The sequence below is a fragment of the Enterobacter sp. CFEC122 genome (assembly GCF_052983755.1).
This window is the reverse complement of sequence record NZ_JBRIQR010000014.1, coordinates 60,936-85,152: the sequence shown is the minus strand read 5'-3', so window position 1 is coordinate 85,152 and position 24,217 is coordinate 60,936. Positions and strand designations below refer to the sequence as shown.

Annotated in this window: 22 protein-coding genes and 1 other annotated feature; of the genes, 15 read left to right on the top strand and 7 right to left on the bottom strand. The window is 58.4% G+C overall.

The window, feature by feature from the left end:
• Positions 1 to 3: 3 nt before the first annotated feature.
• Genes dnaN through gyrB form a run of 3 tightly spaced genes read left to right on the top strand, consistent with a single transcriptional unit; the run spans position 4 to position 4,617 of the window.
• Entirely contained in the window at positions 4 to 1,104 is a 1,101-nt protein-coding gene (gene dnaN / locus ACVCAM_RS11985; RefSeq protein WP_008500170.1) for a DNA polymerase III subunit beta, read from the top strand.
• Positions 1,104 to 2,177 carry a DNA replication/repair protein RecF gene (recF, locus tag ACVCAM_RS11980; protein WP_008500169.1) on the top strand — a complete coding sequence of 358 codons (1,074 nt, stop codon included), beginning with the start codon at positions 1,104 to 1,106 and terminating at the stop codon, positions 2,175 to 2,177. The genes dnaN and recF overlap by 1 nt, the downstream gene beginning before the upstream one ends.
• A 28-nt stretch (positions 2,178 to 2,205) precedes the next feature.
• The gene (gene gyrB, locus ACVCAM_RS11975; RefSeq protein WP_008500168.1) at positions 2,206 to 4,617 is read left to right on the top strand and encodes a DNA topoisomerase (ATP-hydrolyzing) subunit B; all 2,412 of its coding nucleotides are present in this window, start codon (positions 2,206 to 2,208) and stop codon (positions 4,615 to 4,617) included.
• 34 nt (positions 4,618 to 4,651) lie between these two features.
• Here gyrB and ACVCAM_RS11970 read toward each other — a convergent pair whose 3' ends face one another.
• Entirely contained in the window at positions 4,652 to 5,587 is a 936-nt protein-coding gene (locus ACVCAM_RS11970) for a LysR family transcriptional regulator (protein ID WP_032654294.1), read from the bottom strand.
• 109 nt (positions 5,588 to 5,696) lie between these two features.
• Here ACVCAM_RS11970 and ACVCAM_RS11965 point away from each other — a divergent pair, with 109 nt between their 5' ends.
• From ACVCAM_RS11965 to ACVCAM_RS11955, 3 genes are all read left to right on the top strand, one after another.
• Entirely contained in the window at positions 5,697 to 6,722 is a 1,026-nt protein-coding gene (locus tag ACVCAM_RS11965; RefSeq protein ID WP_046091926.1) for a zinc-dependent alcohol dehydrogenase family protein, read from the top strand.
• A gap of 114 nt (positions 6,723 to 6,836) precedes the next feature.
• A complete protein-coding gene (gene yidA, locus ACVCAM_RS11960; protein WP_232931450.1) occupies positions 6,837 to 7,649 on the top strand; it encodes a sugar-phosphatase in 813 nt (270 codons plus the stop codon).
• A gap of 50 nt (positions 7,650 to 7,699) precedes the next feature.
• Positions 7,700 to 8,929: a DUF3748 domain-containing protein gene (locus ACVCAM_RS11955; RefSeq protein WP_407222920.1), complete on the top strand. Its 1,230-nt coding sequence runs from the start codon at positions 7,700 to 7,702 to the stop codon at positions 8,927 to 8,929.
• Here the strand turns inward: ACVCAM_RS11955 and ACVCAM_RS11950 are convergent.
• Complete coding sequence (locus tag ACVCAM_RS11950) at positions 8,926 to 9,258, bottom strand: YceK/YidQ family lipoprotein (RefSeq protein ID WP_232931446.1); 333 nt, start codon at positions 9,256 to 9,258, stop codon at positions 8,926 to 8,928. The genes ACVCAM_RS11955 and ACVCAM_RS11950 overlap by 4 nt on opposite strands.
• Before the next feature lie 249 nt (positions 9,259 to 9,507).
• Positions 9,508 to 9,579 (top strand) — a sequence feature (ROSE (Repression Of Heat Shock gene Expression) occurs in the 5'-region of heat shock genes and acts as an RNA thermometer to modulate expression.).
• Here ACVCAM_RS11950 and ibpA point away from each other — a divergent pair.
• From ibpA to ACVCAM_RS11935, 3 genes are all read left to right on the top strand, one after another.
• Complete coding sequence (ibpA, locus tag ACVCAM_RS11945) at positions 9,573 to 9,983, top strand: small heat shock chaperone IbpA (RefSeq protein WP_008500162.1); 411 nt, start codon at positions 9,573 to 9,575, stop codon at positions 9,981 to 9,983. Its footprint overlaps the feature before it by 7 nt.
• Before the next feature lie 136 nt (positions 9,984 to 10,119).
• On the top strand, positions 10,120 to 10,548 hold the full coding sequence (ibpB, locus tag ACVCAM_RS11940; protein WP_008500161.1) for a small heat shock chaperone IbpB: 429 nt from the start codon (positions 10,120 to 10,122) through the stop codon (positions 10,546 to 10,548).
• A 172-nt stretch (positions 10,549 to 10,720) separates the two neighbouring features.
• Positions 10,721 to 12,382: a putative transporter gene (locus ACVCAM_RS11935; protein WP_087855323.1), complete on the top strand. Its 1,662-nt coding sequence runs from the start codon at positions 10,721 to 10,723 to the stop codon at positions 12,380 to 12,382.
• On the opposite strand, the gene ACVCAM_RS11930 is transcribed toward ACVCAM_RS11935, so the two are convergent.
• Positions 12,350 to 13,096 carry a GntR family transcriptional regulator gene (locus ACVCAM_RS11930; RefSeq protein WP_008500159.1) on the bottom strand — a complete coding sequence of 249 codons (747 nt, stop codon included), beginning with the start codon at positions 13,094 to 13,096 and terminating at the stop codon, positions 12,350 to 12,352. The two genes, ACVCAM_RS11935 and ACVCAM_RS11930, sit on opposite strands and share 33 nt — an antisense overlap.
• Positions 13,097 to 13,317: 221 nt before the next feature.
• On the opposite strand from ACVCAM_RS11930, the gene ACVCAM_RS11925 reads away from it, so the two are divergent.
• From ACVCAM_RS11925 to ACVCAM_RS11910, 4 genes are all read left to right on the top strand, one after another.
• Complete coding sequence (locus ACVCAM_RS11925) at positions 13,318 to 14,940, top strand: alpha-glucoside-specific PTS transporter subunit IIBC (protein ID WP_407222921.1); 1,623 nt, start codon at positions 13,318 to 13,320, stop codon at positions 14,938 to 14,940.
• Complete coding sequence (locus ACVCAM_RS11920; protein ID WP_320733218.1) at positions 14,937 to 16,259, top strand: 6-phospho-alpha-glucosidase; 1,323 nt, start codon at positions 14,937 to 14,939, stop codon at positions 16,257 to 16,259. The genes ACVCAM_RS11925 and ACVCAM_RS11920 overlap by 4 nt, the downstream gene beginning before the upstream one ends.
• Positions 16,260 to 16,351: 92 nt before the next feature.
• On the top strand, positions 16,352 to 16,699 hold the full coding sequence (locus ACVCAM_RS11915) for a YidH family protein (RefSeq protein WP_049121466.1): 348 nt from the start codon (positions 16,352 to 16,354) through the stop codon (positions 16,697 to 16,699).
• Positions 16,689 to 17,036, top strand: a complete 348-nt coding sequence (locus ACVCAM_RS11910) for a DUF202 domain-containing protein (protein ID WP_021242685.1) — start codon at positions 16,689 to 16,691, stop codon at positions 17,034 to 17,036. The genes ACVCAM_RS11915 and ACVCAM_RS11910 overlap by 11 nt, the downstream gene beginning before the upstream one ends.
• A gap of 83 nt (positions 17,037 to 17,119) precedes the next feature.
• Here the strand turns inward: ACVCAM_RS11910 and dsdA are convergent, their stop codons facing one another.
• Both dsdA and dsdX read right to left on the bottom strand, forming a co-directional pair.
• Positions 17,120 to 18,406 (bottom strand): D-serine ammonia-lyase, encoded by a 1,287-nt coding sequence (gene dsdA, locus ACVCAM_RS11905; protein WP_407222922.1) that lies wholly within the window; start codon positions 18,404 to 18,406, stop codon positions 17,120 to 17,122.
• Between the two features lie 17 nt (positions 18,407 to 18,423).
• Positions 18,424 to 19,761 (bottom strand): D-serine transporter DsdX, encoded by a 1,338-nt coding sequence (dsdX, locus tag ACVCAM_RS11900; RefSeq protein WP_008500153.1) that lies wholly within the window; start codon positions 19,759 to 19,761, stop codon positions 18,424 to 18,426.
• 204 nt (positions 19,762 to 19,965) lie between these two features.
• Between dsdX and dsdC the strand changes: the two genes are divergently transcribed.
• Together dsdC and ACVCAM_RS11890 are read left to right on the top strand one after the other, a co-directional pair.
• Positions 19,966 to 20,892, top strand: a complete 927-nt coding sequence (dsdC, locus tag ACVCAM_RS11895) for a DNA-binding transcriptional regulator DsdC (protein ID WP_025910720.1) — start codon at positions 19,966 to 19,968, stop codon at positions 20,890 to 20,892.
• Positions 20,893 to 20,976: 84 nt separating this feature from the next.
• Positions 20,977 to 22,065 (top strand): cellulase family glycosylhydrolase, encoded by a 1,089-nt coding sequence (locus tag ACVCAM_RS11890; RefSeq protein ID WP_039267105.1) that lies wholly within the window; start codon positions 20,977 to 20,979, stop codon positions 22,063 to 22,065.
• On the opposite strand, the gene emrD is transcribed toward ACVCAM_RS11890, so the two are convergent.
• Together emrD and ACVCAM_RS11880 are read right to left on the bottom strand one after the other, a co-directional pair.
• Positions 21,968 to 23,152, bottom strand: a complete 1,185-nt coding sequence (emrD, locus tag ACVCAM_RS11885; RefSeq protein ID WP_023293703.1) for a multidrug efflux MFS transporter EmrD — start codon at positions 23,150 to 23,152, stop codon at positions 21,968 to 21,970. The genes ACVCAM_RS11890 and emrD overlap by 98 nt on opposite strands.
• A 175-nt stretch (positions 23,153 to 23,327) precedes the next feature.
• Positions 23,328 to 24,161, bottom strand: coding sequence for an EamA family transporter (locus tag ACVCAM_RS11880; RefSeq protein ID WP_045372111.1), 834 nt, complete (start codon positions 24,159 to 24,161; stop codon positions 23,328 to 23,330).
• Positions 24,162 to 24,217: the final 56 nt, after the last annotated feature.

Sequence of the window (24,217 nt, the reverse complement as noted above, 5' to 3'; positions counted from 1 at the left end):
GCTATGAAATTTACCGTTGAACGTGAACATTTATTAAAACCGCTGCAACAGGTGAGTGGCCCATTAGGCGGCCGCCCAACGCTGCCTATTCTCGGAAACCTGCTGCTTCAGGTCGCGGACGGTACGCTGTCGCTGACCGGTACAGATCTGGAAATGGAAATGATCGCGCGTGTTACGCTGACGCAGCCGCACGACGCGGGCGCGACCACGGTTCCGGCACGTAAATTCTTTGATATCTGCCGCGGGCTGCCGGAAGGCGCTGAAATCGCCGTGCAGCTGGAAGGCGACCGTATGCTGGTGCGCTCTGGCCGCAGCCGTTTCTCGCTCTCCACGCTGCCTGCAGCGGACTTCCCGAACCTGGACGACTGGCAGAGCGAAGTGGAATTCACCCTGCCGCAGGCGACGATGAAGCGTCTGATTGAAGCCACCCAGTTCTCCATGGCGCATCAGGACGTTCGTTACTACTTAAACGGCATGCTGTTCGAAACCGAAGGTGAAGAGCTGCGTACCGTGGCGACCGACGGCCACCGTCTGGCGGTCTGTTCCATGCCGATTGGCGACTCACTGCCAAACCATTCGGTGATCGTGCCGCGTAAAGGGGTGATTGAGCTGATGCGTATGCTCGACGGTGGCGACACGCCGCTGCGCGTGCAGATCGGCAGCAATAACATCCGCGCTCACGTGGGCGATTTTGTCTTCACATCGAAGCTGGTTGACGGTCGTTTTCCGGATTATCGCCGCGTATTGCCGAAGAACCCGGACAAAACGCTGGAAGCCGGTTGCGACAGCCTCAAGCAGGCCTTTGCCCGTGCCGCGATCCTCTCCAATGAGAAATTCCGCGGCGTGCGCCTGTACGTGAGTGAAAATCAGATCAAAATCACCGCCAACAACCCGGAGCAGGAAGAGGCAGAAGAGATTCTGGACGTCACCTACGCCGGGGCTGAGATGGAAATCGGCTTCAACGTTAGCTACGTGCTGGATGTGCTGAACGCGCTGAAATGCGAGAACGTGCGCATCCTGCTGACCGACTCCGTTTCGAGCGTACAGATTGAAGATGCCGCATCACAGTCGGCTGCCTATGTTGTCATGCCAATGAGACTGTAATGTCGCTCACCCGTCTGTTGATCCGCGACTTTCGCAACATCGAAAGCGCGGATCTCGCTTTATCCCCTGGCTTTAATTTCCTGGTTGGCGCGAACGGTAGCGGCAAAACCAGCGTGCTGGAAGCCATCTATACGCTCGGCCACGGTCGGGCGTTTCGCAGTTTGCAGATTGGTCGCGTGATTCGCCACGAGCAGGAATCTTTTGTTCTGCACGGGCGTTTGCAGGGTGAGGAGCGGGAGACCGCCATCGGCCTGACCAAAGACAAGCAGGGCGACAGCAAGGTGCGCATCGACGGTACCGACGGCCACAAGGTGGCCGAGCTGGCACTGCTGATGCCGATGCAGCTGATCACGCCCGAGGGGTTTACTTTACTCAACGGTGGCCCCAAATACAGAAGAGCGTTCCTCGACTGGGGATGCTTTCACAACGAAGCCGGATTCTTTAACGCCTGGAGCAACCTGAAGCGTCTGCTCAAGCAGCGTAACGCCGCGTTGCGCCAGGTGACGCGCTACGCCCAGCTGCGTCCGTGGGACATGGAGTTAATCCCTCTTGCGGAACAAATCAGCAACTGGCGTGCCGAATACAGCGCAGGTATTGCCGAAGACATGGCCGACACCTGCAAACAGTTTTTACCCGAGTTCTCTCTCACCTTCTCCTTCCAGCGCGGCTGGGAGAAAGAGACGGACTATGCCGAGGTGTTAGAGAGAAGCTTCGAGCGCGACCGCATGTTGACCTACACCGCGCACGGCCCGCACAAGGCGGATTTCCGCATTCGTGCCGACGGTGCGCCGGTGGAAGACACGCTGTCGCGCGGGCAGCTCAAGCTCCTGATGTGTGCGTTGCGCCTGGCGCAGGGGGAGTTCCTCACCCGCGAGAGCGGGCGACGCTGCCTGTACCTGATAGATGATTTTGCCTCGGAACTTGACGACGCGCGGCGCGGGCTGCTTGCCAGCCGCTTAAAAGCCACGCAGTCGCAGGTTTTCGTCAGCGCCATTAGCGCTGAACACGTTATGGACATGTCGGACGAAAATTCGAAGATGTTTACCGTGGAAAAGGGTAAAATAACGGATTAACCCAAGTTGAAATGAGCGAGAAACGTTGATGTCGAATTCTTATGACTCCTCCAGTATCAAAGTCCTGAAAGGGCTGGATGCGGTGCGTAAGCGCCCGGGTATGTATATCGGCGACACGGATGACGGCACCGGTCTGCACCACATGGTATTCGAGGTGGTAGATAACGCTATCGACGAAGCGCTCGCGGGTCACTGTAAAGACATCGTGGTCACCATCCATGCGGATAACTCCGTCTCCGTCACCGATGACGGCCGTGGCATCCCAACCGGTATTCACCCGGAAGAGGGCGTCTCCGCGGCGGAAGTGATCATGACCGTCCTGCACGCAGGCGGTAAGTTCGACGATAACTCCTATAAAGTTTCCGGCGGCCTGCACGGCGTAGGTGTTTCGGTAGTAAACGCCCTCTCGCAGAAGCTGGAGCTGGTTATCCAGCGCGAAGGCAAAATTCACCGTCAGCTTTACACGCACGGCGTGCCGCAGGCACCGCTGGCCGTTACCGGCGAAACCGACAAAACCGGTACCATGGTGCGTTTCTGGCCGAGCCTCGAAACCTTCACCAACGTCACCGAGTTCGAGTACGACATCCTGGCGAAACGCCTGCGTGAACTGTCGTTCCTGAACTCCGGCGTCTCGATTCGCCTGCGCGACAAACGCGACAACAAAGAAGACCACTTCCACTACGAAGGCGGTATCAAGGCGTTTGTTGAGTATCTGAACAAGAACAAAACGCCTATTCACCCGAATATCTTCTATTTCTCCACCGAAAAAGACGGTATCGGCGTTGAAGTGGCGCTGCAGTGGAACGACGGTTTCCAGGAAAACATCTACTGCTTTACCAACAACATTCCACAGCGTGACGGTGGTACTCACCTTGCTGGCTTCCGTGCGGCGATGACCCGTACCCTGAACGCCTACATGGACAAAGAAGGCTACAGCAAGAAAGCGAAAGTCAGCGCCACCGGTGACGATGCCCGTGAAGGCCTGATTGCCGTGGTTTCCGTGAAGGTGCCGGATCCGAAGTTCTCCTCACAGACCAAAGACAAGCTGGTCTCTTCTGAGGTGAAATCGGCGGTTGAGCAGCAGATGAACGAACTGCTGAGCGAATACCTGCTGGAAAACCCGTCCGACGCGAAAATCGTGGTGGGCAAAATTATTGATGCGGCGCGTGCCCGTGAAGCGGCGCGTAAAGCCCGTGAAATGACCCGTCGTAAAGGCGCGCTGGACTTAGCCGGCCTGCCGGGCAAGCTGGCTGACTGCCAGGAACGCGACCCGGCGCTGTCCGAACTGTACCTCGTGGAAGGGGACTCCGCGGGCGGTTCTGCGAAGCAGGGCCGTAACCGTAAGAACCAGGCGATTCTGCCGCTGAAGGGTAAAATCCTCAACGTTGAGAAAGCCCGTTTCGACAAGATGCTCTCTTCTCAGGAAGTGGCGACGCTCATCACCGCGCTGGGCTGCGGCATCGGCCGTGACGAGTACAACCCGGACAAACTGCGCTACCACAGCATCATCATCATGACCGATGCGGACGTCGACGGCTCGCACATTCGTACGCTGCTGTTGACCTTCTTCTATCGTCAGATGCCTGAAATCGTTGAGCGTGGTCACGTCTACATTGCCCAGCCGCCGCTGTACAAAGTGAAGAAAGGCAAGCAGGAACAGTACATCAAAGATGACGAAGCGATGGATCAGTACCAAATCGCAATCGCGCTTGATGGCGCGACCCTGCACGCGAACTCGCACGCCCCTGCACTGGCCGGTGAGCCGCTGGAGCGTCTGGTGTCCGAGTTCAACGCCACGCAGAAAATGATTACGCGCATGGAACGTCGTTATCCGAAAACGCTGCTGAAGGAGCTGGTTTATCAGCCAACCCTGACCGAAGCCGATCTGAGCAGCGAGCAGACCGTCACCCGCTGGGTGAACGCTCTGGTGACCGATCTGAACGAAAAAGAGCAGCATGGCAGCCAGTGGAAATGCGATGTTCAGCAGAACGCTGACGGGCAGTTCGAGCCGATCGTTCGCGTGCGTACCCACGGCGTCGACACCGACTACCCGCTGGAGCACGAGTTTGTCACCGGTCCGGAATACCGTCGTATCTGCACGCTCGGCGAGAAGCTGCGCGGCCTGATCGAAGACGATGCGTTCATCGAACGTGGCGAACGTCGTCAGCCGGTAGCCAGCTTCGAGCAGGCGCTGGACTGGCTGGTGAAAGAGTCCCGTCGCGGCCTCGCGATCCAGCGCTATAAAGGTCTGGGCGAAATGAACCCGGAGCAGCTGTGGGAAACCACCATGGATCCGGAAAGCCGTCGCATGCTGCGCGTGACCGTTAAGGACGCGATTGCTGCAGACCAGCTGTTCACGACCCTGATGGGCGATGCGGTTGAACCACGTCGTGCCTTCATCGAAGAGAACGCCCTGAAAGCGGCAAATATCGATATTTAATCGACGTGATACCACACGATAACTGGCCGCGCGTTTAGCGCGGCTTTTTTATGGGCGCGGGCATATCCTGCGACAGCACTGACGGTAAGCGACTGGCGAGCGTATCGACGGCAATCCTCACTCTCAGCGGCAGGTGCGGCGTTTGCTGCCAGACGGCATGAACGTCAAAATGGACATCGGGCGCCTGTTTCAGGAGCGGGACGAGCTTTCCCTGATGAATTTCTTTAATGGCCATCCAGCAGGGGAGCCAGGCAATCCCGTGTCCGGCCAGCGCCGCGTCGCAGATGGCCTGCAAATCGTCCATATTGAGCGATGAACGGGGAGTAAAGGTGTGCGAGGTCCCTTCGTTATCCATCAGTTGCCAGGGTAACACTCTGCCTGCGCGCAGATAGTTAATGGCCGTATGATGGGGTAAGTCAGCCACGCTTTGCGGCTGGCCTTTGTTCTGCAGATAATCCGGCGCAGCGCACAGCACCATGCGGTGTTCCCCCAGCTTTCTGGCGACCAGCATGCTGCTGTCCTGCAGCGTGCCGTTACGCACAGCCATATCAAACCCTTCCTCTACCAGATCCACCACGCGGTCGCTGAACGACATTTCAAGCTCAAGCCCGGGATGTTCCTGCGCCAGTTCAATCAACAGCGGCGCGACGCACTGGCGGCCAAACAGTACCGGCATGGCAACGCGCAGGCGGCCGCTGACCTGCTGTTTCCCCGTTTCAAGCAGCGACTCTGCGCCCCGAATTTCCTCCAGCGCACGCAGGCACCGTTCATAAAAAAGGGCGCCGTTATCGGTCAGGCTCTGGCTGCGGGTGGTGCGCTGAAACAGCCGTACCCCCAGTCGCTCCTCGAGACGAGCGATGCTTTTTCCTACCGCCGAGCGTGACAAATGCAGACGAATGGCGGCCTGTGCAAAGCTTCCCGCCTCTACGGCAGCCACAAAAACAGGGATATCCTTCAGCGTGTCGGTCATGAATTGTATCTTTTTTGGCGTCAATATAGAGAAAACTTATCGCCACTGGCGACCATGCGTCAACGGTAGACTGTCAGTACTAAAGCTTACTTGATGGCCGGAGAAAAAAATGACCGAGACAATGCAACGCTGGACGATGAGCGCCCTCGGGCGCGAGAGCCTCACGCTTATTCAGGAGCCCATTCCCCAGCCAGGTCCGGGTGAAGTGCGCGTAAGGGTGAATGCCGTTGCGCTCAACTATCGCGACAAAATGGTGATTGAAGGCACGATGCCGATTCCGCTTTCCTTCCCGTTTACCCCGGCGTCTGACATGGCGGGCGTCGTCGACAGCGTTGGTGAAGGCGTCACGCGTTTCCAGCCCGGTGCCCGCGTCATCTCAACCTTCTTTCCGGAGTGGATCGACGGTAAGCCGCAGGCGGACGCGCGCAATTTGCCCTATAAAACGTCCGGCGGCTATTTCCAGGGAATGCTGGCCGAGTACGTGATTGTGAAGGAAGACGCGCTGGCGGCATCGCCGGAAACCCTGGATGACGCAGAGGCCAGCACCTTACCCTGCGCGGGGCTTACCGCCTGGTTCGCACTGGTGGAACGCGGTCAGCTGCGCGCCGGGCAATCGGTGCTGGTACAGGGAACGGGCGGCGTGGCGATTTTCGCCCTGCAAATCGCAAAAGCGCACGGCGCAGAGGTCATTGTTACGTCCGGGAGCGATGAAAAGCTGGCGCTGGCCAAAAAGCTGGGGGCCAGCCAGGGCATCAACCGCCTGAAAGGCGACTGGGCTGAAGAGGCGCTGGCGCTGACTCAGGATCGCGGCATCGACCATATTATCGAAACCGTGGGGGGCGAGAACCTGAAGCACTCCCTGCGCGCCGTTGCTGTTCATGGACGTATCTCGGTCATTGGCGTGCTGGCCGGGTCTGACATTTCGCTCTCGGCTGGCGAACTGTTGCTGAAATCTCCCGTCATTCAGGGGATCGGCGTGGGGCACCGCCGGGCGTTGGAAGATTTCGTCCGCGCCGTGGATGTCACCGGGTTGAAACCCGTGATTGAGCATCGCTACCGTTTTAACGAGCTTAAACAGGCTCTTGAGCATCTGGATCGCGGTGCGTTTGGTAAAATCGTTCTCACCCGCGAGTAAGTCTTTGTTCCTCGGGATAGGCGTAAAAGGGGGCTTTTGTTGCGCAAGGTAGCTCTATTTTTGTGTGCTTAATCGCGTTAGCATGAGGCAGCACTCATTTATCCCGGGGAACTCATGGCTATCAAACTTATTGCAATCGATATGGACGGCACGCTGTTGCTGCCAGACCACACTATCTCTCCAGCCGTTAAGAACGCGATCGCCGCGGCACGCGCAAAGGGCGTGAATGTGGTCCTCACCACGGGGCGTCCGTATGCGGGCGTGCACAGCTACCTGAAAGAGCTGCACATGAATCAGCCCGGCGACTACTGCATTACCTATAACGGCGCGCTGGTGCAGAAAGCCGCAGATGGCGGTACGGTTGCGCAAACCGCGCTAAGCTACGATGACTACCGGTTCCTGGAAAAACTGTCCCGTGACGTGGGTTCCCACTTCCACGCTCTCGATCGCAATACGCTTTACACCGCCAACCGTGATATCAGCTACTACACGGTACATGAATCCTACGTGGCGACCATTCCGCTGGTGTTCTGCGAAGCCGAGAAGATGGATCCGGCCACCCAGTTCCTGAAAGTGATGATGATCGACGAGCCGGAGATCCTGGATAAAGCGATTGCGCGCATTCCGGCCGAAGTGAAAGAGAAATACACCGTGCTGAAAAGTGCGCCGTACTTCCTTGAAATCCTCGATAAACGCGTCAATAAAGGCACCGGCGTGAAATCGCTAGCCGACGCGCTGGGCATCAAACCAGACGAAATCATGGCGCTGGGCGATCAGGAAAACGACATCGCGATGATTGAATTCGCGGGCATGGGCGTAGCGATGGATAACGCTATTCCGTCAGTGAAAGAAGTGGCTAATTTTGTCACCAAATCCAACCTCGAAGACGGCGTGGCTTACGCCATTGAGAAGTTTGTGCTGAACTAAACACCCGCTTGCGATACCCTGATGCGAAAACCGCGCATCAGGGTATCCTCATGAAACAAATCACCTTCGCTTCCCGCAACCACCAGCTTACTAACATCAATACCTGGACGCCGGACAGCCAGTGGCTGGTCTATGACGTGCGCCCGTCAGGTGCATCGTTCACCGGTGAAACCATCGAGCGGGTTAATGTTGTTACGGGCGAGGTCGAGGTGATTTATCGCGCTACTGACGGTGCGCACGTTGGCGTGGTGACCGTTCATCCCGCGCAGGAGAAATACGTCTTTATCCACGGCCCGAAAAACCCGGATGCGGACTGGCACTACGATTTTCATCATCGCCAGGGGGTAATTGCGCATCACGGTCAGGCGAGCAACCTGGACGCAATGGATATCACTTCACCGTTCACCCCGGGCGCGCTGCGCGGCGGCAGCCACGTCCATGTCTTCAGCCCGAACGGCCAGCTTGTCAGCTTTACCTATAACGACCACGTGCTGCACGTGCGCGATGCGAAGCTTGATTTACGCAACGTCGGCGTGGCGGCACCTTATGGCCCGGTGAATCCGCCGGGAAACCATCCTCGTGAATACCCGGGGACTTACTGGAGCGTGCTGGTCAGCCGCACGACGCCCAACCCGCAGCCGGGCAGCGACGAGATTAACCGCGCCTACGAAGAGGGCTGGGTGGGCAACGGCAGACTGGCGTTTATCGGCGATACCCTGTCTGCAACGGGCGAGAAAGTGCCTGAACTGTTTATTGTTAACCTGCCTGAAGATGAACAGAGCTGGAAACGGGCGGGCGATGCGCCGCTTCAGGGCACCGCAGAGACCCTGCCAGCCCCGCCTGCTGGGGTGAAGCAGCGTCGTTTGACCTTTACGCATCAAAGGGACTATCCGGGCCTAGTGAACGAGCCGCGTCACTGGGTTCGCAGCAACCCGGAGGGGACACAGGTCGCGTTTCTGATGCGCGACGATAACGGCATTGTGCAGCTGTGGCTGATCTCACCTGAAGGCGGCGAGCCGCGCCAGCTGACGCGTAACGGGAGCGATATTCAGTCTGCGTTTAACTGGCATCCGGCGGGTGATCGGCTGGGGTTTGTGCTCGAAAACCGGATCGCCTGCTGTGACGCGCAGACCGGACAGGTGACGTTTTTGACGTCCGATCACGGCAATCCGCCGTATGCGGATGCCGTCGTATTTTCCCCGGACGGGCGCTTTATTGCGTGGATGGAAGAGACGGACGGTTTCCGTCAGCTCTGGTTAGCGGAAACCGCGCAGAACTAGCGCGGCGGCATCTCTGCGGGCGGAATGACGGCGTTTGTCGCCAGATTTTCCTGCTCGCTTTTCTCTACCCGTGAGCGCACGGAGTCGTCCTTACGGAATAAATCCCACGGCAGCAGAAGCGTGTCCGCCGCAGCCGTAAACGGCATATCCAGGATAACCAGGGATTTGGTGCCCCAGTTTGTATCGTCATCGGAGATCATCGCCGCGCTGGCGCGCGTCCCCGGATATGTTCCTTCTTTACCGCCGGTGTGAGACATCACGCTCGAACACCCGCAAAGTAAAACTACCCCGCTGAACGTCGTCAGCTTTATCAGAACATTTTTCATCATCACTCAGTCATCGTTAATGGCACTGCATAGACCTGCAACTCAGGGTTATAGCGAGCCTTATCCAAAATGGATAGCCCGATAACCCCGCACTGTGGCAGCCATCGCAATTTAACCCTTTGTGCTGTTGTCCCAGTCTATGCGAGATGCAGGAAAGTGCAAAAAAAAGTGCAGTTGTCATGCTTGAAAAGCCCGGTTGCAGACCCATTTTAAGAATACGACCCGATAACGAACTCGCCTGATGGGTGTTCGGGGGGCGTAAAGGCCTGTCCATGGTGGAAGGCTTACTTTTCTCGCTGATTTCAGGAGTTTTATTTATGCGTAACTTCGATCTTTCTCCGCTGTACCGTTCTGCAATTGGTTTTGACCGCCTGTTTAACCATTTAGAAAATAACCAAAGCCAGAGCAACGGCTACCCTCCATACAATGTTGAGCTGGTTGACGAAAACCACTACCGCATCGCCATTGCCGTCGCCGGTTTTGCAGAAAACGAACTGGAGATCACCGCGCAGGACAACCTGCTGGTGGTGAAAGGTTCCCATACGGCCGAGCAGAAAGAACGTACCTACCTTTACCAGGGCATCGCTGAGCGCAACTTTGAACGCAAGTTCCAGTTAGCTGAGAACATTCACGTGAAAGGCGCGAACCTGGTCAACGGCCTGCTGTTTATCGAACTGGAACGTGTGATTCCGGAAGAGAAAAAACCGCGTCGTATCGAAATTAACTAATTATGCGGGTCGCGCGAGCGGCCCACCCAGACCTGCTTGCCGTAACGGGAGCATATGCGAATCCATCAGGATTTGCAGGAACAACTGCGCACAAAATTAAACTGTGCCGAACTCGCTTCTCAGAAGGAGATTTAGTATGCGTAACTACGATTTATCCCCCTTACTTCGTCAGTGGATTGGTTTTGACAAACTGGCTAATGCCCTGCAAAACACCGCTGAGCAACAGACGTTTCCGCCGTACAACATCGAAAAAAGCGACGATAACCACTATCGCATCACCCTGGCGCTGGCCGGCTTCCGTCAGGAGGATCTGGATATCCAGCTCGAAGGCACGCGTCTGACCGTGAAAGGTACGCCGGAGAAACAAGAGACCGAGACCAAATGGCTGCATCAGGGGCTGGTTAATCAGCCGTTTAGCCTGAGCTTTACCCTGGCAGACCATATGGACGTCTCCGGCGCAACGTTTACCAACGGGCTGCTGCATATTGACCTGACCCGTAACGTGCCGGAAGCCATCGCGCCACAGCGTATCGCCATTAGCGACCGGCCGGCGTTAAACAGCTAACAAGCCCGCCGAACCTGTAGGTCGGGTAAGGCGCAGCCGCCACCCGACACTGCTCACAGACCGCACAAGGCCCTGCCCCGGCAGGGCTTTTTTGTGCGCCATCGCCCATACAACCGCCCACGGCTCTGAGAGAATCCTTAGCATAACTAAGGTTATGCCAAGGAAGTGGATCATGAGTGATATCGCGTTAACCGTCAGCGTGTTGGCCCTGGTCGCTGTTGTTGGCCTGTGGATAGGGAATATCAAAATCCGCGGCGTCGGGTTTGGGATAGGCGGGGTGCTGTTTGGCGGCATTTTTGTCGGCCACTTTGCCGACCAGCTCGGGCTGGTGCTGAGCGCCGAAATGCTCCACTTTACCCAGGAGTTCGGCCTGATCCTGTTCGTTTATACCATCGGGATTCAGGTGGGACCGGGTTTTTTCGCCTCTCTTCGTGTCTCCGGATTGCGGCTCAACCTGTTTGCTCTCGGCATTGTGGTGATGGGCGGGCTGGTCACCGCCATTCTACATAAAATCTTTGCTATCCCGCTGCCCGTGGTGCTGGGCATTTTCTCCGGGGCGGTCACCAACACGCCTGCGCTCGGCGCGGGGCAGCAAATCCTGCGCGATTTGGGCATCGAATCCGGCATCGTCGACCAGATGGGGATGAGCTACGCCATGGCCTATCCGTTTGGTATTTGCGGCATTCTGCTCTCCATGTGGCTGGTCCGCGTCCTGTTTCGCATTAATGTCGATAAAGAGGCGAAGGACCACGAAACCACGCTCACCAACGGCCATATGCCGATCAAAACCATCAACATTCGGGTCGATAACCCCAACCTGAACAATATGGCGATTCAGGACGTGCCGATCCTGAACAGCGCCAATATTATCTGCTCCCGCCTTAAGCGCGACGATATGCTGATGGTGCCTGCCCCCGGCACCATTATTCAGCAAGGCGATCTGCTGCACCTGGTGGGCCAGCCTGGCGATTTGAACAATGCCCGTCTGGTGATTGGTCAGGAAGTGGATACCTCGCTCTCCACGCGCGGCACCGATATGCGGGTGGAACGCGTTGTGGTGACCAACGAGCACGTCCTTGGCAAAAAAATACGCGATCTGCAGGTAAAAGAGCGTTATGACGTCGTGATCTCCCGCCTTAACCGTGCGGGTGTCGAGCTGGTCGCCAGCCCGGAGGCCAGCCTGCAGTTCGGGGATATCCTCAACCTGGTTGGGCGCCCGTCTTCCATCGACGCCGTCGCGGATATGGTGGGTAACGCCCAGCAGAAACTGCAGCAGGTGCAGATGCTACCGGTATTCATCGGTATCGGGCTCGGCGTGCTGCTCGGCTCCATCCCGCTGTACGTGCCGGGCTTCCCGGTGGCGCTCAAGCTGGGCCTGGCGGGCGGGCCGCTGATTATGGCGCTGATCCTCGGGCGTATCGGCTGCATCGGTAAGCTCTACTGGTTTATGCCGCCGAGCGCCAACCTGGCGCTGCGCGAGCTGGGCATCGTGCTGTTCCTGGCGGTGGTCGGGCTGAAGTCCGGCGGGGATTTCGTCGACACCCTGGTCAAGGGTGAAGGGATGAGCTGGGTCGGCTACGGCATCTTTATCACGGCGATCCCGCTGCTGACGGTGGGCATACTGGCGCGGATGTTCGCCAAAATGAACTACCTGACGCTGTGCGGCATGCTGGCGGGTTCCATGACCGATCCGCCCGCGCTGGCCTTTGCCAATAACCTGCACACCACCAGCGGCGCGGCCGCGCTCTCCTATGCCACCGTCTACCCGCTGGTGATGTTCCTGCGCATCATTACCCCGCAGCTACTGGCGGTGCTGTTCTGGGGGATGAGCTAGTAAATCTTCCGGGTGGATGCGCCGCAGATGGTAGTCCACCTGGTAATCACTGGTATTTCGGAACATCACGGAATAGTTGAGGAACTCGCCGCTGTCGCTGTAGGAAAGGGAGGTGATACGCAACAGCGGTGTCTGTTCCGGCAGATTCATATAACCCGCCAGCTGCTTATCGGCCAGCACCGGCGTCAGGCTCTCGTAGTTGCCGCTGATGGTGATCCCGCACTCCTTCTCGATGTAATCAAACTTTGACCCTTCAAGATGCGCCAGCGACAGATTGCGAAACAGCTTCACCGGCATAAAACTGTCCTCCAGCATCAGCGGCTTTCCGTCCACGTAGCGCACCCGCCGGGAAAAGTAGATCCGCTCATCCACCTGAATCCGCAGCTGGCTGGCGATGGCGGGCGGGGCGGGCATCACTTCGAACTGCAGCACCTTGCTCTGCACCTCTTTTCCCTGCTGACGCAGCACCTCCACCAGCCCGGTCAGGTTGGTGGTTTCGTGGTGAACGTCTTTGCGTGACACAAACGTGCCGCTGCCGTGCCGCCGTTCAACCAGCCCCCAGCTCACCAGCAGATCCAGCGCCTTGCGGATGGTCATTCGCGCCACGCCGAACTCCTGCGCCAGCGCTTTCTCGCCCGGCAGCGGACTGCCGATGTTGTAGTCCGATGAATTCAGCCGCAGCCGCAATCTGTCAGCAATGGATTTGTAGATCACCAGTAGACCTCTCTGCCCTTATCAGGGCGTGGATGGCGTCCTGACATGTCCATATTTACCGTAAAAAGTAGACCTGATTGGTCAAAATAAAACCATGAATGCGATCACGAATCGCAGCGGCACGCCATGTTCACGCATCAGTAAGTTCTTATGCTCACCTCAGGCCAGCAAAAAACCATAAAGGCCTCTACCCCTACAGGTTGTTTCATGAGGATTTAAAAATGCTCAGTCAAATACAACGTTTTGGCGGTGCCATGTTTACCCCGGTGTTGCTGTTTCCGTTCGCCGGGATCGTGGTGGGAATCGCCATCATGCTTCGCAACCCGCTGTTTGTCGGCGAAGCCTTAACGGCCCCCGATCATCTTTTCGCGCAGATTGTTCACATCATTGAAGAGGGCGGCTGGGCGGTGTTCCGCAATATGCCGCTGATTTTTGCCGTCGGCCTGCCGATTGGCCTGGCGAAGCAGGCCCAGGGCCGCGCCTGCCTGGCAGTGCTGATTAGCTTCCTGACCTGGAACTACTTCATCAACGCGATGGGGATGACCTGGGGCCACTTCTTTGGCGTCGACTTCTCCGCCGAACCAACGGCCGGTAGCGGGCTGGCGATGATTGCTGGCATCAAAACGCTCGATACCAGCATCATCGGTGCCATCGTGATTTCAGGCATCGTCACCGCCATCCACAACCGCTATTTTGACAAGCCGCTGCCGGTGTTTCTGGGGATTTTCCAGGGCAGCTCGTTTGTCGTTATCCTCGCGTTCTTCGTCATGATCCCCTGCGCCTGGCTGACGCTGCTGGGCTGGCCGAAAGTGCAGATGGGCATTGAGTCCCTGCAGGCGTTCCTGCGTTCTGCCGGTGCGCTGGGCGTATGGGTCTATACCTTCCTGGAACGCATTCTGATCCCAACCGGATTGCACCACTTCGTCTACGGTCCGTTCATCTTTGGCCCGGCGGCGGTGGAAGGGGGGATTCAGGTCTACTGGGCGCAGCACCTGCAGGAATTCAGCCAGAGCACCCTGCCGCTGAAAACCCTCTTCCCGGAAGGCGGGTTCGCGCTGCACGGCAACTCCAAAGTGTTTGGCTCGGTCGGGATTGCGCTGGCGATCTGGTACACCGCGTCGCCGGAAAACCGCGTCAAGGTCGCGGGGCTGCTGGTCCCGGCCACGCTTACCGCGGTGCTGGTGGGTATTACCGAACCGCTCGAATTTACCTTCCTGTTTATCTCGCCGCTGCTGTTTGCCGTTCACGCCGTGCTGGCGGCCACCATGGCAACGGTGATGTACACCTTCGGCGTGGTCGGGAACATGGGCGGCGGCCTGCTGGACCAGTTCCTGCCGCAAAACTGGATCCCGATGTTCCACAACCACGCCTCGACGGTGTTCACCCAGATCGGCATTGGCGTCTGCTTTACCGGAGTTTACTTCGTGGTCTTCAAAACGCTGATTGCGCGTCTGAACCTGAAAACCCCGGGCCGGGAAGAGAGCGAAATCAAGCTCTACAGCAAGGCCGACTATAAGGCGGCGCGCGGGCTAATCACCGTCCCGGCGGCGGCCAGCCAGCAGGTCGGGCAGGCTGCCGGGTTCCTGCAGGCGCTGGGCGGCGCGGCCAACATCGACAGCATCAACAACTGCGCCACCCGCCTGCGCATCGCCCTGGTCGATATGGCGAAAACGCAAAGCGATGACGTCTTCAAAGCCCTCGGCGCCCACGGCGTGGTGCGACGCGGCAACGGCATTCAGGTGATTGTCGGCCTGCACGTTCCTCAGGTGCGCGACCAGCTGGAATCGCTGATGAAAACCCCCTTAACGAATGAACAAACCACCCTGACAGAGGCTATATCATGAAAAAATTCTCAGTTGTCATTGCAGGCGGCGGCAGCACCTTCACGCCTGGTATCGTCCTGATGCTGTTAGCCAACCGTGACCGTTTCCCGCTGCGCGCCCTGAAGTTCTATGACAACGACGGCGCGCGTCAGGAGACCATCGCCGAAGCGTGCAAAATCATCCTTAAGGAGCAGGCGCCGGAAATTGAATTCAGCTACACCACCGATCCGAAAGCGGCGTTTACCGATGTGGATTTCGTGATGGCGCATATCCGCGTGGGTAAATACCCAATGCGTGAAAAAGATGAAAAAATCCCGCTGCGCCACGGCGTGCTGGGCCAGGAAACCTGCGGCCCGGGCGGGATCGCCTACGGCATGCGCTCTATTGGCGGCGTGCTGGAGCTGGTGGATTACATGGAGCAGTACTCTCCGAACGCGTGGATGCTGAACTACTCCAACCCGGCGGCGATTGTTGCGGAGGCCACGCGCCGCCTGCGTCCGAACGCCAAAATTCTCAACATCTGCGATATGCCGATCGGTATTGAAGGGCGCATGGCGCAGATTGTCGGCCTGAAAGACCGCAAAGAGATGCGCGTGCGCTACTATGGCCTGAACCACTTCGGCTGGTGGACGTCGATTGAAGATCTTAACGGCAACGATCTGATGCCGAAACTGCGCGAATACGTGGCGAAAAACGGCTATGTACCGCCGTCTGACGATGCGCACACCGAAGCGAGCTGGAACGATACCTTCGCCAAAGCCAAAGACGTGCAGGCGCTGGATCCGGACACCATGCCGAACACCTATCTGAAGTATTACCTGTTCCCGGACTACGTGGTCGCGCATTCCAACCCGGACCGCACCCGCGCCAATGAGGTCATGGACCACCGTGAGAAGCATGTATTCAGTTCATGCCGGGCGATTATCGAGGCGGGCAAATCCTCCGCCGGTGAGCTGGAAATCGACGAACACGCGTCGTACATCGTCGATCTGGCAACCGCGATTGCCTTTAATACCCAGGAACGCATGCTGCTGATTGTGCCAAACAACGGGGCCATCCATAACTTTGATGCCGATGCGATGGTGGAGATTCCTTGCCTGGTGGGCCATAACGGACCGGAGCCGCTCACGGTGGGCGATATTCCGCACTTCCAGAAAGGGCTGATGAGCCAGCAGGTAGCGGTGGAAAAACTGGTGGTGGATGCCTGGGAGCAGCGCTCGTACCAGAAACTCTGGCAGGCGATTACCCTGTCGAAAACCGTGCCGAGCGCGTCCGTCGCGAAAGCGATTCTGGATGACCTGATCGAGGCGAACAAGGATTACTGGCCAGAGCTGCACTGATCGTCCTGACCGGCATCGCCCGATGCCGGTCTCCTTGTCCTTGTTGATTTACGCTATGCTGAAGCCTGCCCGTAGCTCGACAAGGAACCTTCATGAAAATTTCCCGCCTCGGCGAAGCGCCGGACTACCGCTTCTCGCTGGCTAATGAACGCACGTATTTAGCGTGGATCCGCACCGCGCTGGGGTTTCTTGCCGCCGGGGTGGGGCTCGACCAGCTCGCGCCTGATTTCGCCACGCCGTTGATTCGCGAGGTGCTGGCGCTGCTGCTGTGCCTGTTCGCTGGCGTGCTGGCGATTTACGGCTACCTGCGCTGGCTGCGCAATGAGAAGGCGATGCGTCTGAAGCAGGATCTGCCCTATACGCGTGGGTTACTCATCATCAGCGCGATTTTGCTGGCGGTGGCGGGCGTGGTGATGGTGCTGGTGTTCTATGGCGGATAGCCGCAAAGCGCGACGCGAAGCGGACCCCGGTCTGCAGCCGGAGCGGACGTCACTCGCCTGGCTGCGCACGCTGCTGGGGTATGGCGCGCTGATCGCCCTGGCGATTAAGCACAACTGGCACCGCACCGGGGTGCCGTTCTGGATCTCGCTTGTTGTGCTGGCGCTGGTGGCAATCGTTTTATGGCGCTATACCCGCAGCCGTAACCTGATGGACGTAGCGCAGGACGACTTTGTGCAGCCGAAGGCGGTGCGGGATAAGTTCCTCATCGCCCTGGCCGTGCTGTCGCTGTCTTTACTCTTCGCAGTGACTCACATTCAGCAAATTGTGAGCTTTTAAAGCCCGGTGGCGGCTACGCCTTACCGGGCCTACAACTGCCGCGAACCGTAGGCCGGGTAAGGCGTAGCCGCCACCCGGCAGAATTACTGCCCTTTAGCCAGATACTTCGCCATCTCGTCTTCCGGCACCATGCCGCCGCCGGTCGCCCACACCAGGTGGGTAACGCTGGCATCTGAAGGCACGCGCAGCGGTCCGGCCATGCCCGCCAGCGCCGACGGTTCCAGCCGAATGCCTTCCTCCTGCGCCAGCCAGCCGAGCATGTCGTACATGCTTTGGTCGGAAAGCGTATAGAACCCGTCAAGCAGGCGCTCCATCGCGCGGCCCACGAAGCCGGAGGCGCGTCCTACCGCCAGGCCGTCCGCCGCCGTCACGTTATCAATGCCCAGATCCTGCACGGCAATCTCGTCGTGCAGGCCGGTGTAGACGCCCAGCAGCATGCACGGGGAGTGCGTTGGCTCCGCGAAGAAGCAGTGGACGTTATCGCCAAAGGCCAGCTTCAGGCCAAACGCCACGCCGCCGGGGCCGCCGCCGACGCCGCACGGCAGGTAGACGTACAGCGGATGATCGGCATCCACCACGCGGCCCTGAGCGGCAAACTGTGCCTTCAGGCGCTCGCCCGCCACCGCGTAGCCCAGGAACAGGGTGCGGGAATTTTCATCGTCAATGAAGAAGCAGTTCGGATCGCTTTCCGCCGCTTTGCGTCCCTGCTCCACCGCCACGCCGTAATCCTGCTCATATTCCACGACGATGACGCCGTGGCTGCGCAGTTTGGCTTTTTTCCACTCGCGGGCGTCGGCGGACATATGTACCGTCACCTTAAAGCCGATGCGGGCGCTCATGATGCCGATGGACATCCCCAGGTTGCCGGTTGAGCCTACCGCAATGCTGTACTGGCTGAAGAAGTCCTTAAAGCGCGGCTCCAGCAGGATGCTGTAGTCGTCTTCAACGCTCAGCAACCCGGCGTCCAGCGCCAGTTTTTCCGCGTGGGTCAGCACCTCATAGATACCGCCGCGCGCTTTAATCGAGCCGGAAATCGGCAGATGGCTGTCTTTTTTCAGCAGCAGCGTGCCGGGAATGGATTTGCCAGATTCTTTCTCCAGCCGCGCCCGCATTGCCGGAATGGCGACCAGTTCGGATTCAATAATCCCACCCGTTGCGGCCGTCTCCGGGAAGGCTTTCGCCAGATATGGCGCGAAGCGGTTGAGGCGCGCATGCGCATCGTCCACGTTGGCTTTGGTCAGCCCGACATAGGGCAGCCCTTCTTCAAGCGTGGTGGTGTTCGGGTTAAGCCAGGTGGTTTCTTTCAGGGCAATCAGATCCTCAACCAGAGGAAACTGTGCGGTTAAAGTGGTGATAGTTGCGTTTTCCATAATACGTCTCTTCGCGCTCAGATAATGAAAGAAAGCAGGAATGTGCCGCCAAGTGCAAGCACCGAGGCGATAAACGTCGCCGTCGTATAGTATTTGAAGGTCTCATTCAGGGTCGCGCCGCAGTATTGCTTCACCAGCCAGAAGAGGGAATCGGTCACGATCGTGCAGCCAATGGCGCCGGAACCGATGGCAATGGTGATGATCTCCGGGCTGACGTTCGGGTAGAGCGGCAGCATCGGCGCGACGATGGCCGTGGCGCCCATCATCGCGACCGTGGCGGAGCCTACGGCGGCATGCAGCACCAGCGCCACCAGCCAGGCGAGCAGGATAGGGTGCATGTGCAGGTTCGAGAGAATTTGCGCCAGCGAGTCCGCCAGTCCGCTGGTTTTCAGGATGGCGTTGAACGCGCCGCCCGCGCCGATAATCAGCAAAATGTTGGCGATAGAGCCAAAGCCGTGCTCGGTGTGCGTCAGCATCGCGCCCATGCCCATGTGCTGGCGGATGCCCAGCAGGTAGTAGGCGACAAACACGGCGATAAACATGGCGGTGATCGGGTTGCCGATAAACTCCAGCAGCGTATACAGCGTGCCGTCTTTTGCCATATTCAGTTCGGCGATGGTCTTCACCAGCATCAGGGCAATCGGCAGCAGCACCGTAAACAGCGTGGCGCCCAGCGACGGCAGGGTATGCTCCTCCCGCACCTTCAGGTCTGAAAATTCTGCCGGAACCGGTTTAAACGGCAGACGATTGCCGAGCAGCTTCAGGAACAGCGGGCCGCCGACCAGAGAGGCCATCAGGCCCACCAGCAGGCCGTAGACGATTACCGTCCCAACGTCCGCCCCTAATTTATTGGTCACAAACAGCGCCGCCGGATGCGGCGGCACCACGCAGTGCACCGCCATCAGCGCGGTACAGAGCGGAATGGCCAGCTTGAGCAGCGACGTGTGGGTCTTTTTGGCGATGGAAAACGCCAGCGGGATCAGCAGGACCACGCCCACTTCCACGAACAGCGTAATGCCGCAGATCAGGCCCACCAGCACCATAATCACGTCTGCTGACAGCCAGCGGCAGCGCTGCAGGGCGATCCCGATGCGCTCTGCAGCGCCGGAAACCTCCATCATCTTGCCGAGAATGGTGCCCAGACCAATCACGGCCGCCAGGAAGCCCAGCGTGCCGCCAATCCCGCTCTCAATGGCGTTTACCATATCCAGCGGGCTCATTCCCATCATTGCGCCGACGAAAAAGCTCGCCAGCAGCAGCGCGAGGAACGGGTGAAACTTCAGTTTTACGATGGTTAAAACAATCAACACAATGCTGACCAGCAGCGTTGCCACAACCCAGACCTGAGATCCCATATCTCACCTCACCCTTATGTCATCTGGGGGTATTGGACGAAAAAGCGGCGTGGGCTGACAAACGATATAAATTGGCGTTCAGGTGAGCCAGATTGAATCAACTGAGTGACTGCGCTCTAAAAAACGCACTTAATCCGCATTAGGTTCACATAAATTCACCCATGAACGGTATGCTGGGCGCAGAAAACACGCGTGAGAATTGTGATGACCGATGCAAATGAAGCCAGAAACCGGCTGCTCAACGGCTGGCAGCTGTCGAAAATGTACACCTTTGAAGTGGCGGCCCGGCATGAATCCTTCGCGCTGGCGGCGGAGGAGCTGTCGCTCAGCCCCAGCGCGGTGAGCCACCGCATCAACCTGCTCGAAGAAGAGCTCGGTATTCAGCTGTTTGTCCGCTCGCACCGTAAAGTTGAGCTGACGCAGGAGGGAAAGCGCGTTTACTGGACGCTAAAATCGTCCCTCGACACCCTGAATCAGGAGATCCTGGACATCAAAAACCAGGCGCTGTCCGGCACGCTGACGGTCTACTCCCGGCCGTCGATCGCTCAGTGCTGGCTGGTACCCATGCTGGGTGACTTTACCCGCCGCTATCCGTCGATTTCGCTCACCGTCCTGACCGGCAATGATTACGTCAATATGCAGCGAACGGGCGTCGATCTGGCGCTCTATTTCGACGATACGCCGCCAAACCATCTGTCTCATCACTTCCTGATGGACGAAGAGATTTTGCCCGTCTGCTCGCCGCAGTATGCCCGCGAGCATGAGCTGTTGAAAAACCCCGATAACCTTAGCCACTGCACGCTGCTGCACGACCGTCAGGCCTGGAGCAATGATTCCGGTACGGATGAGTGGCTGAGCTGGGCGCAGCACTTTGCGGTGAATATGCCGCCATCGTCGGGTATTGGTTTCGATCGTTCCGACTTAGCGATTATTGCGGCCATCAACCACGTCGGCGTCGCGATGGGGAGAAAGCGGCTGGTGCAAAAACGGCTTGAACGGGGCGAACTGATCGCCCCGTTTGGTGACAAGACCCTGAAATGCCATCAGCACTACTATGTCTCGACGCTTTCGGGCCGACAGTGGCCGAAAATAGACGCCTTTATCGGCTGGCTGAGAGAACTGGCAGGTTGAAGAATTATTACGCTTTCGCGCTACACCAAATGTGAAAAAGCATGCTAAATACAGGTAATGCTTTCGATTTATCCAGGGTAAACCGTGTTAAAGCCTCTTATAGCGACCGCGTTACTGATCTCTTCCGGCTGGGCCATTGCCGCTGAGCCGCCGCTGACGGCTGCCCGTTATGCGCAGCAGCTTGGCGTCGGTATGGATGTGGACTGGGCGCGCACCGAGCGCGGCATACGCGAATTCGACCCGCTGGTGGTCCGCGATTTTCGGGCTAAAGGCATTACCCACGTGCGCATCCGCGTGGCCGACGAGCCGACGGAAGCTCGGCTGATCCACCTGCGCAAGCTGGTAGAAGCCTGTGAGCAGTATGGCGTGATCCCGATAGTCGCGTATCAGGCTGATGAATATAAAAACGACCCGAAAGCCGATAACGAGAAAGAGACGGTCAACTGGTGGATTGCCGTGGCGCACTATTTCGGTCAAAGCTACCCGCTGCTGGGTTTTGATCTCATTTATGAGCCTGCCGACAAGCTTAACCACAATCTGGCGTCGCTAAACCGTGTCTATGAAAAAACCATCAAAGCGATCCACGACATCGACCCGCAGCGCATGATCTTCATTGCGCCACGCCTGCGTGCCGCGCCGGAGGAGTTATCCAGCCTGAAGCTGCCCGCGCACAGCCAAACCTATCTGCTGGCGGAGTGGCATATTTTCCCGTGGGGGCCGCTGAAAAATGGCGGCAAATACCCGTGGACGTCCGGCACGGCGGCAGAGAAAGCGGCCATCCGTAACCGCATCAATGCCGCGCTGCACTGGCAGCAAAAAACCGGGCACGTTAGCTGGGTCGGGGGCTGGGGCGTGGGAGAATCAAGCCGCTTTACGCCAACCGCCTCGCAAGTCGCGTTCGCCACCTTTATGGCCTGCGAGCTGCAAAAGGCCAAAATCCCGTATGCGCTTAACGCGGATTTCCAGTTTTACGACGGGGAAGAGGGCGCCTGGCGGCCAGCGCCAGAGCCGTTATTGCAGGCGATGATTGCGCCCGTCTGTGAAAAGCCCGGCGAGAAGCCGGGCCATCATGCGGTTAAACCGGCTGCTCGTGATGCGGGACACGCGACGCCAGCGGCAGCCAGCACAGTAAAATCAGCAGCCCCATCAGCGTCATCAGCAGGCCCAAACTAGCCTGCCCGGTCTGCGGCATCATCGCCGAGAGCCAGGCCAGCGCACCAGAACCGATGTTCTGCAAACCGCCCACCAGCGCGCCCGCCGTACCTGCAAGGAACGGGAACGGCTCCATCGCGCCGCTGGTTGCGAGCGGGAACAGCATCCCCGCGCCGAAGAAGAACAGCGCCGCCGGGATGAGCAGCGTCCAGACGGTCATCACGCCAAACAGCCCCGGGATCCACATCATCAGACCCGCCAGCAGACAGCTGATCACCGACTGCCACATCAGGGTGGAAAAGCGCTTGTTTGGTCGTCCGGCAAACCACGCACCGAAGAACGCCGCCGGGATCGGCAGAATAAACAGAATGCTCACCACCATGCTGCTCAGGCCCAGCCCCGCGCCCAGCAGCACGCCGGAGCAGGCTTCGAACACCGCGATGCCCGCCAGGCCGCCGATGAGCATCAGCAGGTAGCAGGTAAACGCGCCGTTGCCGAACAGCGTTTTATAGCTGGCGATCAGCTTCGTGCGCGGCGCGTCCTGCGGACGCGTTTCCGGCATCCAGCGCGCCATGCTGAAGGTGACAATGATGCACAGCACCAGCAGGAAGGCGTAGCAGGCGCGCCAGGACCACATCGTGTCCAGCAGGCCGCCGATCAGCGGGGCCAGCAGCGGGCTGACCAGAATCCCCATATTCAACAGGCTGTTGGCATGGCGCAGCTGGGTACCCTGATACATATCGCGCGGTAAGGTTCGCGCCATCACCCCGCCAACGCCGGTCCCAACGCCCTGCAGGGCGCTGGCGGCAATCAGTACGGTCAGGCTATGGGTAGTAATGGCAATCACCGTCGCCACCATGAAAATACTCATGCCCACCAGGATCACCGGGCGACGCCCGACGCGGTCAGAGAGCGGGCCGTAGAAGAGCTGCGAAACGCCATAGGTCAGCAGGTAGGCCGCCATTACGCTCTGTACCGCGCCCTCGCGGACGTTCAATTCCTTTGCCATGTCGGCAATCGCCGGAATGTAGATGGTTTGCGCCATCTGACCGACGGCCACCAGTAACACCAGCATCAACAATAAGTTAACGTTCCGTTGCTTTTTCATGTCGCTGAATACTTTTGCCAAAAGAGAAAAATGAAGAATAAGTGACTGCGCATTCCCATAAATGCGCGAGGAATCTACCACAGAGAGATGACAATTTAAGCATTGTCGCGGTGAATGAAAAAACCGGTAAAGGCAGGATTTGTAAACAATAACGGCAACTAATGTTGCCAGTGCTTTACGCCAGGCGCAGCAGAATAGCGCCGCCGGCGATACCCAGCGCCGCCGCGATGCGCAGGCCCGCAACCTTCTCTTTTAAAAGCAAAAAAGCGATCAGCGCGCCAAAGAGTATGGAGGTTTCACGCAGCGCCGCGACCACCGCCAGCGGCGCCTGCGTCATCGCCCACAGCGCCAGACCGTAAGAGCCCATGGTCCCCACCCCGCCAAGCAGCCCCTTTTTCCAGTGCAGACGCAGGTAGCCGGACGCCTCGCGCCGACGCGCGACCATCGCCCAGCCGAGCAGGCAGAAGCCGTTCATAAAGAAGGTCCACAGCGTATAGCCCAGCGCGGTCTCCGACAGCCGCACGCCGGTGCCGTCCACCAGCGTATATCCCGCAATAAAGCAGGCGTTCAGCAGCGCCAGCCAGATCCCCTTGCGTGACTGCATGCGCCCGTTCATTGCCATCGCCAGAATCGACAGGCAAATTACCCCGATGCCGGACCAGGCGAGCCAGGAGAGACGATCGCCGAGCGCCAGCACGCTGATCAGCGCCACCAGCAGCGGGGCGGTGCCGCGCATCAGCGGGTAGGTCTGGCTCATATCGGAAACCTGATAGGTCTTCGCGACCAGCACGGTGTAGACCACCTGTAAGGCGCAGGAGACGATCAAAAACGGCCAGCTTGCGGCAGAGGGCTGTGGAGAGAAGGGGAGCAGCACCAGGGCAATCAGCGTGGCGGAGCCGCTGACGCTGATTGCAGAATAAAGCTTGTCCGTTCCGGCTTTGACGATGGCGTTCCAGCTGGCATGCAGCAGCGCGGCGAAGAGTAAAATGCAGAATACGGTGAGGGTCATGGCGTGTCGGGTGGTGAATTGTCACTCAACTGTAACATTCACGCCCTGAAGCCGCC

What these genes read in the sequence shown, in the direction of transcription:
- ACVCAM_RS11950 (WP_232931446.1), bottom strand. Translation starts at nt 9,258, where the DNA reads ATGATGAAAAATGTTCTGATAAAGCTGACGACGTTCAGCGGGGTAGTT.
- ACVCAM_RS11920 (WP_320733218.1), top strand. Translation starts at nt 14,937, where the DNA reads ATGAAAAAATTCTCAGTTGTCATTGCAGGCGGCGGCAGCACCTTCACG.
- ACVCAM_RS11910 (WP_021242685.1), top strand. Translation starts at nt 16,689, where the DNA reads ATGGCGGATAGCCGCAAAGCGCGACGCGAAGCGGACCCCGGTCTGCAG.
- ibpA (WP_008500162.1), top strand. Translation starts at nt 9,573, where the DNA reads ATGCGTAACTTCGATCTTTCTCCGCTGTACCGTTCTGCAATTGGTTTT.
- dsdC (WP_025910720.1), top strand. Translation starts at nt 19,966, where the DNA reads ATGACCGATGCAAATGAAGCCAGAAACCGGCTGCTCAACGGCTGGCAG.
- dsdA (WP_407222922.1), bottom strand. Translation starts at nt 18,406, where the DNA reads ATGGAAAACGCAACTATCACCACTTTAACCGCACAGTTTCCTCTGGTT.
- ACVCAM_RS11880 (WP_045372111.1), bottom strand. Translation starts at nt 24,161, where the DNA reads ATGACCCTCACCGTATTCTGCATTTTACTCTTCGCCGCGCTGCTGCAT.
- ibpB (WP_008500161.1), top strand. Translation starts at nt 10,120, where the DNA reads ATGCGTAACTACGATTTATCCCCCTTACTTCGTCAGTGGATTGGTTTT.
- ACVCAM_RS11925 (WP_407222921.1), top strand. Translation starts at nt 13,318, where the DNA reads ATGCTCAGTCAAATACAACGTTTTGGCGGTGCCATGTTTACCCCGGTG.
- ACVCAM_RS11955 (WP_407222920.1), top strand. Translation starts at nt 7,700, where the DNA reads ATGAAACAAATCACCTTCGCTTCCCGCAACCACCAGCTTACTAACATC.
- ACVCAM_RS11965 (WP_046091926.1), top strand. Translation starts at nt 5,697, where the DNA reads ATGACCGAGACAATGCAACGCTGGACGATGAGCGCCCTCGGGCGCGAG.
- ACVCAM_RS11915 (WP_049121466.1), top strand. Translation starts at nt 16,352, where the DNA reads ATGAAAATTTCCCGCCTCGGCGAAGCGCCGGACTACCGCTTCTCGCTG.
- ACVCAM_RS11935 (WP_087855323.1), top strand. Translation starts at nt 10,721, where the DNA reads ATGAGTGATATCGCGTTAACCGTCAGCGTGTTGGCCCTGGTCGCTGTT.
- dnaN (WP_008500170.1), top strand. Translation starts at nt 4, where the DNA reads ATGAAATTTACCGTTGAACGTGAACATTTATTAAAACCGCTGCAACAG.
- yidA (WP_232931450.1), top strand. Translation starts at nt 6,837, where the DNA reads ATGGCTATCAAACTTATTGCAATCGATATGGACGGCACGCTGTTGCTG.
- gyrB (WP_008500168.1), top strand. Translation starts at nt 2,206, where the DNA reads ATGTCGAATTCTTATGACTCCTCCAGTATCAAAGTCCTGAAAGGGCTG.
- recF (WP_008500169.1), top strand. Translation starts at nt 1,104, where the DNA reads ATGTCGCTCACCCGTCTGTTGATCCGCGACTTTCGCAACATCGAAAGC.
- ACVCAM_RS11970 (WP_032654294.1), bottom strand. Translation starts at nt 5,587, where the DNA reads ATGACCGACACGCTGAAGGATATCCCTGTTTTTGTGGCTGCCGTAGAG.
- dsdX (WP_008500153.1), bottom strand. Translation starts at nt 19,761, where the DNA reads ATGGGATCTCAGGTCTGGGTTGTGGCAACGCTGCTGGTCAGCATTGTG.
- emrD (WP_023293703.1), bottom strand. Translation starts at nt 23,152, where the DNA reads ATGAAAAAGCAACGGAACGTTAACTTATTGTTGATGCTGGTGTTACTG.